The sequence below is a fragment of the Haemophilus sp. SZY H68 genome, from assembly GCF_018829685.1.
In the GTDB taxonomy this organism is placed as follows: domain Bacteria; phylum Pseudomonadota; class Gammaproteobacteria; order Enterobacterales; family Pasteurellaceae; genus Haemophilus; species Haemophilus haemolyticus_K.
In genome coordinates, this window is the sequence record NZ_JAHKKB010000001.1 from 553,757 (window position 1) to 567,449 (window position 13,693).

General features: G+C 36.3%; 12 protein-coding genes, 1 tRNA gene and 1 pseudogene. 7 read left to right on the plus strand and 7 right to left on the minus strand.

Going from position 1 to position 13,693, the window contains the following annotated elements; translation table 11 throughout:
- Nucleotides 1-78 precede the first annotated feature (78 nt).
- The 5 genes from infC to recD all read left to right on the plus strand — a co-directional run bounded on the left by infC (nt 79) and on the right by recD (nt 7,095).
- Nucleotides 79-621, plus strand: coding sequence for a translation initiation factor IF-3 (gene infC, locus KP712_RS02655; protein ID WP_080351543.1), 543 nt, complete (start codon nt 79-81; stop codon nt 619-621).
- A 210-nt stretch (nt 622-831) separates the two neighbouring features.
- On the plus strand, nt 832-1,029 hold the full coding sequence (gene rpmI, locus KP712_RS02660) for a 50S ribosomal protein L35 (RefSeq protein ID WP_005596065.1): 198 nt from the start codon (nt 832-834) through the stop codon (nt 1,027-1,029).
- Between the two features lie 65 nt (nt 1,030-1,094).
- Entirely contained in the window at nt 1,095-1,448 is a 354-nt protein-coding gene (rplT, locus tag KP712_RS02665) for a 50S ribosomal protein L20 (protein ID WP_005596075.1), read from the plus strand.
- Between the two features lie 110 nt (nt 1,449-1,558).
- Complete coding sequence (recB, locus tag KP712_RS02670; RefSeq protein ID WP_215770523.1) at nt 1,559-5,173, plus strand: exodeoxyribonuclease V subunit beta; 3,615 nt, start codon at nt 1,559-1,561, stop codon at nt 5,171-5,173.
- The gene (recD, locus tag KP712_RS02675; protein ID WP_215770524.1) at nt 5,173-7,095 is read left to right on the plus strand and encodes an exodeoxyribonuclease V subunit alpha; all 1,923 of its coding nucleotides are present in this window, start codon (nt 5,173-5,175) and stop codon (nt 7,093-7,095) included. The genes recB and recD overlap by 1 nt, the downstream gene beginning before the upstream one ends.
- Nucleotides 7,096-7,132: 37 nt before the next feature.
- Here the strand turns inward: recD and ybaK are convergent, their stop codons facing one another.
- Nucleotides 7,133-7,609 (minus strand): Cys-tRNA(Pro) deacylase, encoded by a 477-nt coding sequence (gene ybaK, locus KP712_RS02680; protein WP_140524491.1) that lies wholly within the window; start codon nt 7,607-7,609, stop codon nt 7,133-7,135.
- Nucleotides 7,610-7,667: 58 nt separating this feature from the next.
- On the opposite strand from ybaK, the gene KP712_RS02685 reads away from it, so the two are divergent.
- The gene (locus tag KP712_RS02685; protein WP_140524494.1) at nt 7,668-8,621 is read left to right on the plus strand and encodes an oxidoreductase; all 954 of its coding nucleotides are present in this window, start codon (nt 7,668-7,670) and stop codon (nt 8,619-8,621) included.
- Nucleotides 8,622-8,646: 25 nt separating this feature from the next.
- On the plus strand, nt 8,647-9,003 hold the full coding sequence (locus tag KP712_RS02690) for a DsrE/DsrF/TusD sulfur relay family protein (protein WP_118795721.1): 357 nt from the start codon (nt 8,647-8,649) through the stop codon (nt 9,001-9,003).
- Between the two features lie 109 nt (nt 9,004-9,112).
- On the opposite strand, the gene KP712_RS02695 is transcribed toward KP712_RS02690, so the two are convergent.
- From KP712_RS02695 to KP712_RS02720, 6 genes and pseudogenes are all read right to left on the minus strand, one after another.
- Nucleotides 9,113-9,198, minus strand: a tRNA-Leu gene (locus KP712_RS02695).
- 147 nt (nt 9,199-9,345) lie between these two features.
- The gene (ftnA, locus tag KP712_RS02700; protein ID WP_048953196.1) at nt 9,346-9,840 is read right to left on the minus strand and encodes a non-heme ferritin; all 495 of its coding nucleotides are present in this window, start codon (nt 9,838-9,840) and stop codon (nt 9,346-9,348) included.
- Between the two features lie 15 nt (nt 9,841-9,855).
- Nucleotides 9,856-10,344, minus strand: coding sequence for a non-heme ferritin (gene ftnA / locus KP712_RS02705; protein WP_048953195.1), 489 nt, complete (start codon nt 10,342-10,344; stop codon nt 9,856-9,858).
- A gap of 863 nt (nt 10,345-11,207) precedes the next feature.
- The gene (locus tag KP712_RS02710; protein WP_105882788.1) at nt 11,208-12,344 is read right to left on the minus strand and encodes a type II secretion system protein GspD; all 1,137 of its coding nucleotides are present in this window, start codon (nt 12,342-12,344) and stop codon (nt 11,208-11,210) included.
- Nucleotides 12,341-13,384, minus strand: a pseudogene (locus KP712_RS02715) (zonular occludens toxin family protein). Before KP712_RS02715 ends, KP712_RS02710 begins: the two are co-directional and overlap by 4 nt.
- Nucleotides 13,385-13,392: 8 nt before the next feature.
- The gene (locus tag KP712_RS02720; RefSeq protein ID WP_105882790.1) at nt 13,393-13,686 is read right to left on the minus strand and encodes a DUF2523 family protein; all 294 of its coding nucleotides are present in this window, start codon (nt 13,684-13,686) and stop codon (nt 13,393-13,395) included.
- Nucleotides 13,687-13,693: the final 7 nt, after the last annotated feature.

A 13,693-nucleotide genomic window follows, 5' to 3' on the forward strand; every position in this document is an offset into this window, starting at 1 on the left:
CCTTACGGGCAACAAATTTGAAATCTTTTATTTTTAGCGAAAAGATTTTTACGATTAACCAATAGAAGGAATACGATTATTAAAACCGTAAAAAAAGCGCCGGCAGTAAATCGCCCAAACCGTATCAATGAAGAGATTCGTGTAAAAGAAGTTCGTTTAATTGACCAAGATGGTGAACAAGCAGGGATTGTTTCTATTCAACAAGCCCTAGAAATGGCAGAGCAAGTAGAGCTTGATCTTGTTGAAATTAGCCCAAATGCAGAGCCGCCGGTTTGTCGCATTATGAACTACGGTAAATTCCTTTACGAGAAAAGTAAAACCGCTAAAGAACAAAAGAAAAAACAAAAAGTTGTGCAAGTTAAGGAAATTAAATTCCGTCCAGGCACAGACGAAGGTGACTATCAAGTTAAATTACGTAGCTTAATCCGTTTCTTAGAAGAAGGTGACAAAGCGAAAATTACCGTGCGTTTCCGCGGTCGTGAAATGGCTCACCAAGACATCGGTTTTGATGTGTTGGAGCGCGTAAAAAATGATTTAGCTGAAATTTCTGTTGTTGAATCTGCACCAGGTAAATTAGAAGGCCGTCAGGCTGTAATGGTGTTAGCACCTAAGAAAAAATAAGAATTTTGCTGAGATTTCTCAGCAAATCTTTTTGTTTAAGTTTGACTTAAATGAAAAGACAACTGCATGTTGGGCACACTACGCAGCCTAACTGCTTTTGAAAAGGCAATTTAATTTGCCTTATGATGGAAATGATCAGTGCTTCCAAGTAACTTTTTAAGTTCGCCTGATTATGTTGTTTTAAACGAAAAATGCGGAGTTATTTTAACAATGCCTAAAATCAAAACAGTACGCGGCGCAGCGAAGCGCTTCAAAAAAACTGCTTCTGGTGGTTTCAAGCGTAAACAATCTCACTTACGTCATATTTTGACTAAAAAAACAACTAAACGTAAACGTCATTTACGTCATAAATCAATGGTTGCGAAAGCAGACCAAGTTTTAGTAGTAGCTTGCTTACCATACGCATAAGCCGTTATTTAAGCAAAACGTACGATTAGTTCATTTTAGAAAAATATTACATAGGAGATTAAATAATGGCTCGTGTAAAACGTGGTGTTATTGCAAGAGCACGCCATAAGAAAGTTCTTAAGGCTGCTAAAGGTTATTATGGTGCACGTTCACGCGTGTATCGCGTTGCTTTCCAAGCGGTGATCAAAGCTGGTCAATACGCATATCGTGACCGTCGTCAACGTAAACGTCAATTCCGTCAATTATGGATTGCACGTATCAACGCTGCAGCGCGTCAAAATGGTTTATCTTACAGCAAATTTATCAACGGCTTGAAAAAAGCATCTGTTGAAATCGACCGTAAGATTCTTGCTGATATCGCTGTATTCGACAAAGTAGCGTTCGCTGCATTAGTTGAAAAAGCAAAATCTGCACTTTAATTTTTAAAGTTTAGATAAAGAAGAATTAGGACGCTGAAAAGCGTCCTTTTTTGCATTTGTGACTTTAAATTTTGTAAAATAATGCCATTAGTTCTCATCTATTAAAATCTATGGCCGAAACAATCCCACTTAATCCTATCACGTTGCCTTTAAATCAAATTAGCTTAATCGAAGCGTCCGCTGGTACGGGGAAAACCTACACTATCGGTTCTTTATATCTCCGACTTTTATTAAAGGCTGGAGAAAATAACTTTTCTCGTCCGTTAAATGTGGAAGAAATTCTGGTGGTAACCTTTACGGAAATGGCAACAGAAGAACTCAAGAAAAAAATTCGTGAGCGTATAACAGATGCGATTGATAAACTCACAGCCTTTGCAGAAACCAAAGATAAATCCGCATTTAAAAATGATGAATTTCTTACCGCACTTTATCATGATTTAGATATTTTTGAGGCAATTCATCGCTTGAAATTAGCCGAGCAAAATATGGATTTGGCGGCGATTTATACCATTCATGGCTTTTGTCGCCGTATGTTGATGCAATATGCTTTCCATTCTGGCATTCACTTCAATTTAGAATTAATAAAAGATCAATCTGATTTGTTAGTTCGTTTTGCTAATGAATTTTGGCGAGAACATTTTTATCCATTGCCTTTTGAAATGGCTGATTTTATTGCGAATGAACTAGGTTCACCAGATTACGTGTTATCCCTATTAGAATCTGATTTAGGCAAAAATTTAATTGTTGATTTGGAGAACCAACAGGCATTATCTATTTCTATCACAGAATTTTTACACCAATATCTTGGTGAGTATTTTAAAGATATCAAGGCACTAAAACGCTTTTGGTTAGAAAGTGCGGGTAAAATTTCTGAATTAATCACAGAAGAATTGAATAAAGATTATGCAAAAGGCGAGCCTAAATCCTTAAGCCGTCGAAGTTATAATACATCACGTTTAGCGAAATGGATTGATCAAGTAAACGCCTGGGCAAATGATCCCCGTGATTATGTACTGAATGAAACCTTGATGTCGTATTTCACTCAATCAGCTTTAGATGAAAAAGGTGAGGAGGGCGCATCTCCCTTTATTGCCCCGATTTTTACTGAATTAGAAGAGCGTGCAAATGCTTTAATGTCTCCAGATTTACTTCGTCGAGTTATTCTTTATCATTATCGACAAGCTCTACAACAAAAACTTTTAGACTATAAACTTAATCACCAAGAAAAATCCTTTGATGATTTATTGCGTTTGCTTTGCGAAGCCTTGCAAGGTGCGCAAGGGGATGAATTAGCGGAAATGATTCGTTTCCAATATCCTTTCGCGATGATTGATGAATTTCAGGATACGGATTCACAACAATACGCTATTTTTTCAAAAATTTATCGTGATAATCCCGAAAAAAATACTGGTTTTATTATGATTGGTGATCCGAAGCAGGCGATTTATCGTTTCCGTGGCGCAGATATTTTTACTTATCTAAAAGCATCGGATGAAGCCCAATCTCGCTTTGAACTCACTAAAAATTATCGTTCAGAGAAGAATCTGGTTGATGGCGTCAATGCGTTGTTTGATTTTCCTCAATCGCCATTTATTTATCAAAATATTAACTTTACTGCTGTTGATTCTCGTGATGATCATCTGCGATTTTATTTAAACGGTAAAGCCGAACCAGCTTATCGTTTTTATCTAACCGAAAGTGACAAAGTGAATAAAACTGAAATGGCAAAAATATGTGCTATTTCTATTCAACATTGGCTGAAAAGTGCGGCAGAAAATCAGGCAGTTTTTCAAAATGAAGATACTTGTAAAACATTGCAAGCGGCAAATATTGCTGTACTTGTAAAAAATCGTTATGAAGCCGAGGATGTTATTCAAGAGCTACAAAAACTTGGTATTGCCTCAGTTTATCTTTCAGATCAAAGTAGTGTTTTTGATAGCCATGTAGCAGTGGAATTACTCAGAATTTTAAAAGCTTGCTTAAATGTTGCTGAACGTCCAATTTTGAATGCTATTGCGACCGCACTTTTCGGCTTAAATGCGGCGGATATTCATCAAATTCAGCAAAATGAGGCAGACTGGCAACGTTGGGCAGATAGCTTTGCTCAATACCAACAAACTTGGCAACGCCAAGGAATATTGGCAATGTTACATCAAATTTTATTGGAGCAAGGCATTTCAGAGCGATTATTAAGCCAAGCCACGGGCGAGCGAGATTTAACGGATTTCCTACATTTGGCAGAAATTTTACAACAAGCTGCCACGCTACACGAAACTGAAGCGGCATTGCTCAGTTGGTTTGAAAAGCAAATTCAAGGCGAAGGTCGTCAAGAGGCTCAAATTCGTTTAGAAAGCGAACGCCAGTTGGTAAAAATCGTGAGTATCCATAAATCCAAAGGCTTAGAATACGATTTAGTTTGGCTACCATTTTTAGCTGTACCAAGCAAAATTCCAACGGCTGGTGACATGAATGTTTATTATTCTAAAGAACGAGATGAAACCTTATGGGATATGGAAAATCGTAATTTAAACGCACTTTATGAAGAAACTTTTGCAGAAGAGTTACGTTTACTTTATGTAGCTTTAACGCGTGCCAAATATCAAATGGCATTCGCTTTGCCTACGCAATTTGATAAAAAATGGAATGCCTTACATTATGTATTAAGCCAAGGTGAAATAGGTAAGGAAATAGCCTTATCAGCGCCTAAAGATACAGAAACATTGTTGCAAACCTTCAAAGAAAAAATGCAAGATAATGTGGAAATCTGCACTAGGCCAAATCTAGAGGCTTTTCCGGCTTTATCTATCAATACAAAAAATGATGAGCTTAAAGCCGCAGAATTTACGGGCAATATTGAGCAAGATTGGCGAATAACCAGTTTTACTTCAATTGAACAAGCACATCGCCGACAAAATTATTTAGCTGAAAGTACGGGGAAAAAACACGCTGTTTTTGATGACGCAAAAGATTACGATAGCCAAAATGCTATTGAAATGTCCACCGCACTTTTAAACGAAAATGAATCAAATATTTTAGATTTGCCACGAGGTAAACAAGTCGGGACTGTATTGCATCGCCATTTTGAAAATTGCTATTTTTCTGACTTGGCAAATACAGAAGAAATTGACAAATTACGACAATCCTTACAGTTAGATGAAACCTTTACAGAACCGCTACAAAATTGGCTACAACAGATTTCACATACACCACTTTCTAATGAAATAGAAATAGGAATAGCATTAGCTGATTTAGCAAATAAAGATTGCATTAAAGAAATGCCATTTTATCTGGCTATTCGGGAACATTTTGATGTTGAAGCGTTTAATCGCGCGTTGAAAACTAATCATCATTTGCCAAGCGAGCCACTTCAATTTGAACAAATTCAGGGCATGGTGAGAGGTTCGATTGACTTAGTTTTCCGCCATAATGGGAAATATTATCTTGTTGATTATAAATCTAATTTCTTAGGTTCAAGCCTTGCTGATTACAATCAAGAGGCATTGAAAAAAGAAATGTTACACAGTCACTATGATTGGCAATATTTAATTTATACACTGGCATTACATCGTTATTTGCAAAGCGTTGTGCCTGATTATGATTATGCGCGAGATTTCGGTGGGGTATTTTATCTTTTCTTACGTGGAATGAACGGTGAGCCACAATCTGGCTTATTTTATGATCGTCCAAGCGTTGAATTAATCACAGAATTAGACGGGGTGTTTTAATGTTATCCGTATTACAAAAACTTAAAGAGCAGGGCATTCTTTCTCAAGGTGATTATTATTTTGCTAAGTTGATAGCTGATAAACAATGCCATACGGATTATGCAGAACCAGTCAAAAATTTAGCTATATTATTAGCCGCACTTTGTAGTTGGCGTTATACGCAGGGAAATACTTGCAGCCAATTAGATCGCTATTTAGAACATAATTTATTTGGTTTGGCTTATCGCACCACAGAAGAAAACTATTTAGCAGAAATCCTTGAAAAGATTGGTTATTTACCTGTGGAAGATTGGCAATGTGCGTTGTGCGGGCATATGGCATTTACGCAAGATCCCGTCAATCAAACTGCACCAATGGCATTTCAATTTGGCGCGTTGTATTTTTATCGAGCTTGGCAAGATGAATATCGCATCGCACAATATATAAAAAATACCTTAAAAAATAACCGCACTTTAGCCTTTTCTTATGATGAAATTCGTCAAAAATTAGATAAATATTTTCCTAAAAAGCAGGAAAAAACAGATTGGCAAAAAGTGGCAGTGGCGACAGCGATTAAAAGTCCATTTTCGATTATTACAGGCGGCCCAGGAACAGGAAAAACTACCACAGTTACGCGTTTATTGCTCGTTTTACAAGAATTATTTGATTGTAAATTACATATCAAATTAGTTGCGCCGACTGGTAAGGCTGCCTCTCGTTTGGAAGAGTCGATTAAAAATGCGTTAGGTTTTATGCAAGAAAAAATGAATTTATCCGATTCACTTTTCAATTCGATTCCACAAAAAGCCAGCACTTTGCATAGTTTACTGGGCGTGAATGCCTTTAATGATTACACACGCTATAACAGTCATAACCCTTTGCAGTTGGATGTATTAGTTGTTGATGAAACATCAATGATTGATTTGCCGATGATGGCAAAACTTATCAATGCGTTAAAGCCTGAAACTCGATTAATTTTATTAGGTGATCAGGCGCAATTAGCCTCTGTTGAGGCGGGGGCAGTATTGGGGGAATTGGCTCAATTTGTTACTCAACCTTATAGTCATGAACAAGCTGCGTATTTACAAGTGACAACAGGCTATAAAGTCGAAGGTTCTGATTGTTCAAATCCAATACGTGATTGCTTATGCCATCTAACAGAAAGTCGCCGTTTTGATAAAGATTCAGGTATTGGCAAGTTAGCTGAATTCATTCAAAAAGGCAAAGCAGACGATAGCCTTGGGTTATTTGAACATTATCCGCAAGAATTGCACTTTAATGCCTTAAATGATGAAAGCGATGCAGTCAATCAAGTGGTGAAAAGTGCGGTGGAAAATTACCGCACTTTCTTAAAAATGTTGGATGATTTACGTAAACAAAAAATTGATCTTAACACTAGAAATGAACAAGGCATTTCCTATGCCGAGGCTATTCAAGCACAATTTAATTCTGTGAGATTTTTAACCGCACTTCGTAATAACAATTTAGGAGTTGAAAACCTCAATAAAGAAATTGCGTTAGCGTTGCGAGAGGAAAAATTGCTTTGGTTCCGTAATGAACAAGATTGGTATATTGGCAAGCCAATTATGATTACTGAAAACGATCATAACGTTCGCCTTTATAACGGAGATATTGGACTTTGCTTGGCAAATGGCAAAGTATGGTTTGGCAATCGAGAAGTGCTGACAAGCCGAATTCCAGCACATAAGCCCGCTTTTATGATGACGATTCATAAATCTCAAGGTTCAGAATTTGAACACACTGTAATGGTGCTTCCAACAGAAGTGAATCCAGTATTGTCTCGGGAATTAGTTTTCACGGGTGTCACTCGTGCGAAAAAAGAACTCACTGTATTTGCCGATGAAAAAATATGGAAAATAGCGATTCGCCAGATAGTGAGACGCCAGAGCGGATTGGGTAAATTATTGGAAGAGTTGAATTAGTCAAAAGGCGGAATGAATCCGCCTTTTAAATCGCTAACTATTCATCAACAATATCAGTAAATTCTGCACCTAATACTTTTGCTAAATCTTGTGGCGCAATTTCTACGCTTAGCCCACGTTTTCCTCCTGAAACATAAATCGTTTCAAACTCAAGTGCGGTGGAATTTATCACGGTTTTCACGCGTTTCTTTTGACCGAGCGGGCTAATTCCCCCTACAAGATAACCTGTGCTTTTTTGCGCCGCATTTTTATCCGCCATTTCTACTTTTTTAACACCGATAGATTTTGCCGCTTTCTTTAAATTCAGCATATTGGCCGTTGCAAGCACAAAACAAGCGAGTTTTTTCTGATCGCCATTTTCTGCAACAAGTAAGGTTTTAAAAGAGCGGTTAGGATCAATGCCTAATTTTTCTGCCGCTTCATCACCAAAATGTTGATTGTTTGGATCATGATCATAAGTGTGCAAGATAAACGGGATTTTTTGTTTTTTAAGTAAATCAATTGCAGGTGTCATTATTTCGTTCCTGGTTTTGGTGTAAAATAATGCCGATTATTTTACAGCGGAGAGAAAAATGGACGCAACCTTAAATATTGCGATAGCAGCAGAATTTGAATTAAGTGAAAAAATTGTAGAGCGTTTAGAACAAAGTGCGCTTGAAATTAGCAGTGTTTCTATTGTTGAAATAACACCTTTTGAAGAAGAACAAAATATTCGTTTTCGCAATAAAGGCGTTGAACAACTTTCGCCAAATGAAGTTGAGTGGGCTGATTTTAATTATGTCTTTTTTGCAGGAAAAGTTGAGCAAGTTTCCCATATTGCGCAAGCAGCAGAGCAGGGCTGTATTGTCATTGATATGTTAGGCGTTTGCAGTACGCTTTCGGATGTGCCAGTTGTTGTTCCAACTTTAAATGAATCACAATTATTTGAACTGAGACAACGTAACATTGTTAGCTTGCCTGATCCACAAGTAAGCCAACTTGCTTTAACGCTTGCCCCGATTTTACAAGAAACGAATCTTAATCAAGTGTTTGTCACTTCTTTATTGCCGGCTTCTTATACGGATGCAGAAACCGTGGCTAAACTTGCGGGACAAACAGCCCGTTTATTAAATGGTATTCCATTGGATGAAGGAGAAACTCGCTTAGCGTTTGATGTTTATCCACATCAAGCACCTAGTTTATTGAATCAATTACAACGAATCTTTCCTCAATTAGATCGTGCTACATTCCACGCAATCCAAGTGCCTGTATTTTATGGATTGGGACAAAAAGTCACCGCACTTTCAGACTATGATTTCGACTATCAACCTCAAAATAGTGAGCTTATCGCTTTAGAAGAAACGCTAATTACGCCTGTTCTTAATGGAGAACAAGAAAATGGGGAAGAATCAGTAAAACTTCATTTAAGTCAAATAAGTGCGGTAGAAAATGGCGTAGAATTTTGGTCTGTGGCAGATGAACAACGCTTTAATCTCGCCTTACTTTCAGTGAAATTGTTGGAAGGAATTTATCAGCAAGGTTATTAATACCAAGGAAATTAAGGAGAATAGTATGCAAAATATTCTATTTATTATCCATTCATCCCCTTATGGTGACGAGCATTTTTTTAGTGCATTACGTTTGGCTTTACAGTTGCAAGAGCAGCATAAAAGTGCGGCTAATTTAAAAATATTTTTAATGTCTGATGCGGTAACTGGCGGTTTAGCAAAACAAAATCCAGCAGAAGGGTATCATTTACAACAAATGTTGGAAATTTTAACGGCACAAGGGGCGACAATTAAACTTTGTAAAACCTGCACCAATGCTCGTGGTATCACCGAATTGCCGTTGGCGGACGGGGTGGAAATAGGCACGTTAGCAGAGCTGGCAGACTGGACGATGGAAGCCGATAAAGTATTAAATTTTTAATCATTAAAATAGATACATATACTCCCTCATAACTAATGAGGGAATATATATTATAGTCATAAAGTCTGATAAAATAAAAATCCCTGCTCAAAGAGCAGGGATCTATATTTGGTGCCTAGGGTCGGACTCGAACCGACACGGTTATTCACCGGCGGATTTTGAATCCGCTGCGTCTACCAATTTCGCCACCCAGGCCATATTTATGAATCGAATTATACGGATATTTAGTCTATGAGCAAGAAAAAATTTAATAAAAAATCTTATTTGATTTATAAATAGTCAATATAATTTTTTTGAATAAAAAATACCTAGCTAAAAGCTAGGTATTTCAAAAAAGTAAATTTAAGCCGCTGCAAGATTACCTAAGTCTTTATCAACTAAGAATAAACCTTTACCATCGTCACCAAGAAGATTAAGTTTATCCAAAATACTACTGAATAATTTTTCTTCTTCATGCTGTTCAGCTACATACCATTGTAAGAAATTAAATGCAGAGTAGTCTTTTTCTTCAAAAGTTTTACCTACTAATTCATTGATTTTACTAGTAATCAATTTTTCATGTTCATAGGTAATTTCAATCACATCTTTTAATGATTTATATTCATGTGATGGAGCATCAATAGCAGAAATAATTGCTAATGCACCAGTTTCATTTAAATAAGTAAATAACTTACGCATATGTTGCATTTCTTCTGCCGCATGTGCAGATAAAAATTTTGCAGCACCTTCGAAACCTTGCTGTTCACACCATGCGCTCATTTGAAGATATAAATTAGAAGAATAAAATTCTAAATTCATTTGATCGTTTAATAGTTTTACTACATTTGCTGATAACATTTTATTTCTCCTATATTATTCTAAAGTTGCTAAATCACGATCGATAAAGAATAGAGCTTTTCCATCTTCACCAACAAGATTAAATTTATCAATAATACTACTAAATAATTTTTCTTCTTCGTGCTGTTCTGCTACGTACCATTGTAAGAAATTAAAAGTAGAGTAGTCCTTGTTTGCGAAAGTAACTTCAACTAATTCATTAATTTTTGATGTAACTAATTTTTCGTGTTCTAAAGTTATTTCAAACACCTCTTTTAATGAAGCATACTCATGTTTTGGTGCATCAATTTTACCTAAAAGTGGCATACCACTGGTTTCGCTTACATATTGGAACAATTTTTGCATATGTTCTAATTCTTCATCAGCGTGACGAAGCAAAAATGCGGCTGCACCTTCATAACCGTGTTTTGAACACCATGCGCTCATTTGTAGATAAACATTAGAAGAGTAGAACTCTAAATTGATTTGTTCATTGAGTTTGTTTGTGATGGCTTGATTAAGCATAACTAATTCCTTTCCATTTGATTGATAAAAATGCAATAAAGCTCAATTTGCGATTCTCATTTTAGGTATCTAAATGAGAATTTGCAAGTTTTTTCTTTGATTTTTTTTTATAACCTATTAATTTTAAAGAGTAAAATCAATAACAACTATTCTCATTTATGTTGAATTAATGTTCTGATTAATAATACAACGTCACATCTTAATGCTAAGTTTTAAATTGTAATGAGGTTATCCTGCAATAAAGTGCTCAGATTTTACGTAGCGCGATCTTATTTTTTGACTTCCATCGGGCGGACTGAAAAAAGCTTTGAAAGAAGAGTAGAAATTCATCCTATAAGCGTTACTTCACAATCAATTAATTTAACATAATATACATTATACGAAATTAGTTATCAGGTTAGCGGAAACTACGGATTAAATAAATCACACAGTTATGCACAAGTCACAAGCACTAGCAAAACAAGACAAAATAAGGCTGGATAACACGTTGTAACGCGTCATTTTATCGTTTTATTGAATGGTTAAATTGGAATGTCAGGGAAATGTAAAGACGCACGGTGCGTTTCGCATTATCTAATCAGCTTAAAGGACGTGGCTATAAAGGTTCTGCAGAAGGCGCATTAATTGCTGTGATTTTTTGAAGAATGCCGAGCGCAATGAATTCATTTTTTCAAATAAATATCTCTGTTTCCGGCGCTGCAGCCGCTGCGCCTTACGTCAGGAGAAAATGCGTGGCATTTTCCCCCGACACCCCCCTATAATATTGCTAATTCAAATTTAATGATGAAGTAACAAGGTAAAAACCACAAAGCGCAGGCGTGTAACGCCTTTACCCTTTGTGGTTTTTACTTTGTGAAATTCAATTAGATCATTTTAACTTGCAATAAAATTACAATGTCTGTCTTAGTGTTTGATTTAGATTTTCCCGTCAAGAAGCCTTTCGGCAAGAATGAAAAACCTGTTTCACCCTCCGTTAATTTGTTTTCAGCCAGTCCGCCTAAAACCACAATATCACCACTTTTAAGCGTAACATCAGTAACAATATCGCGTTTAATCAGTGTTGGCGATTGATTTACGCCCGTATCCGTCTTCACAAAATTAGAAAGTTGTTGATTGATTTTTAAGTCTATCGCATTACTTTTAATCGTTGGTTGTATATCAAAGATCACACCAGAAGAACGATATTCAATCGATTGAATAGGTCTGCCGTCCTGATAGGTAACATTTGATAAAACAGGCACATCAGAACCTACTGAAAAATTTCCCTTTGAACCTGATTTTACACGCAACGTTGGGCTACTAACGACTTGAAAGCGTTCATCAGTGCGAAATAACTCAATCATTGCATCCAAATTCCCTGCATTAACCGTAATAAAATTTTCATAGTTTTGTTTGTAACCAATGTTGATACCCAGTTTTCCCGATAGCAATTTTGCCAATAAATTAATTCCGCTTCCTTCTTTGGCAATGTCCTGCACTTCAAAAACATAACCCGTTACAACGACTTCACGGCTTGGCGTATCAACCGATTTTAAAACTGATTTAATTCTTGCAATATCTTCCGCTGTTCCATAATAAACGAGCTTATCACCACTTGCCGAGACTTGCCCCTCTCCTTGTAAAAACTGCGCAAGATATTCTGTATCACGATGAACAGGATTATAAACAAAACTGTGTTTGATAATTTTGGGCGGTTTTGGCTCAATATGCGCAAGATAAACTACGCCATTTTTCTCATAAACTTTAATGTTCATATTCTCAAAATAACGCGTAATGAACTGGTTAAAATCTTGATTTTCTGTGGTATGAAAGCTGATTAACCGCGTATCTGCTGATAATTTTGGATCAAGCATATAAGGCTTTTCTAAAACTTCATCATAGATCATTCCTACCGCTTTCGGTAACGGTACGGCTTCAAGCTTAAAATCAACATTTTTTGCCTGCGCGACGCCAAACAAAAAACAGGAAAAAAAGCATAAAATGTTACGTTGTAATTTCATTGTTTTACTCCAGAATAATAATTAACCCGTTGATTATCAATAATTCCTTCCAACATTCTCCCCGTGAAATTAAAGTTAGAACGCGGCTCTAGCCGTAAATTACCTTTATTATCTGCCAAAATAACAAAAGCTTTGCCCGATTTCTGCAACTCCCCTGTTATGCGCCATTGCGTTGATAATGGCGGAATGACTTGAAATTGTGGCTGATTATTTAATGGAATCGATTCAATTTCCTTATTTTCGTTTAATGTCTGCTCTACTTTTGGCCCGTCCTGTTCAGGTGGCGTAAAAAAGCCAATGAGCTTATATAACGAAAAACCAACAATCAGTAAGGCAAACACAGCAAAATATTTAATACTGGATTTATTCAGCGCGTTTTGCCGTTTATCTGTAACTAATTCCCGTCCATTATCAGTTTCATAGCTTTTATAAAGTGGAAAAATAGCCTTGTCATACTTTTCCTGATAACTTGCCGTCTTTGCGGTTTTCCAACATTTATTACCTGAAAATACATCAACTCTATAGCGGTTTTTTAATCCAGCAGCAACCAACTTTGTCATTTTAAATGTCGTTTCAATTCGCTCTACAAGCTCTTTTTGTAAATTGGTTAAATCTTGATTCAAAATAACAAAATCACAAGAAATGCCGTTACTATCTGTAAAATGTCGGTGTTCTGATAAAAATGAAAAGTGGTTATCATTGATTTTTTCTTTCTTTGGGAAAAATCGCCACGCTTCATCAATAATGATTAAATCTCATGCTTTACAAAAGGTTTCAATGTTATTATCTATTGCGTTCTTGTAAGGGTAAAAATCAACACCTAAGCATAAATCATTATCGACAATAACCAATTCACCTAAGTTATCAGGCGACAATTTTTTATCTTTTGATAGGCAATATTCTTCAATTAATTGTTTGTTTAATCCGTAAATATTTGAAACTACCCTACGCCCCGAAGCAATGGCGGGAATGATGACAGACTTTACCACTTCATAAGATTTGCCGTGTCCAGGTAATCCCACATAAGCCGAAATAGCCATAATGATCCCTAACCAATAATTGGTAAACGACGAATAATAAAGCGCGCCAACATTGCCGAAATAACCAATGTTATTCCTGTTGGAATTTGCAATATTGATAGAAAATACCAAATAGAATCAGGTAAACCACTAAATAACGCATTTAAATTTGGTATCTCTTTTGGCAAAAATAACTCAATCACTACGGGAATAAATTCCGTTGTAACAAAGAAAAGTGCGAAAAAAACAAAAAATTTTGCAACAATACCTTTAAAAGCAAACCCAAGAAAACCACTAAATAAACGTAAAATTAAGCTACCCATTGTTATT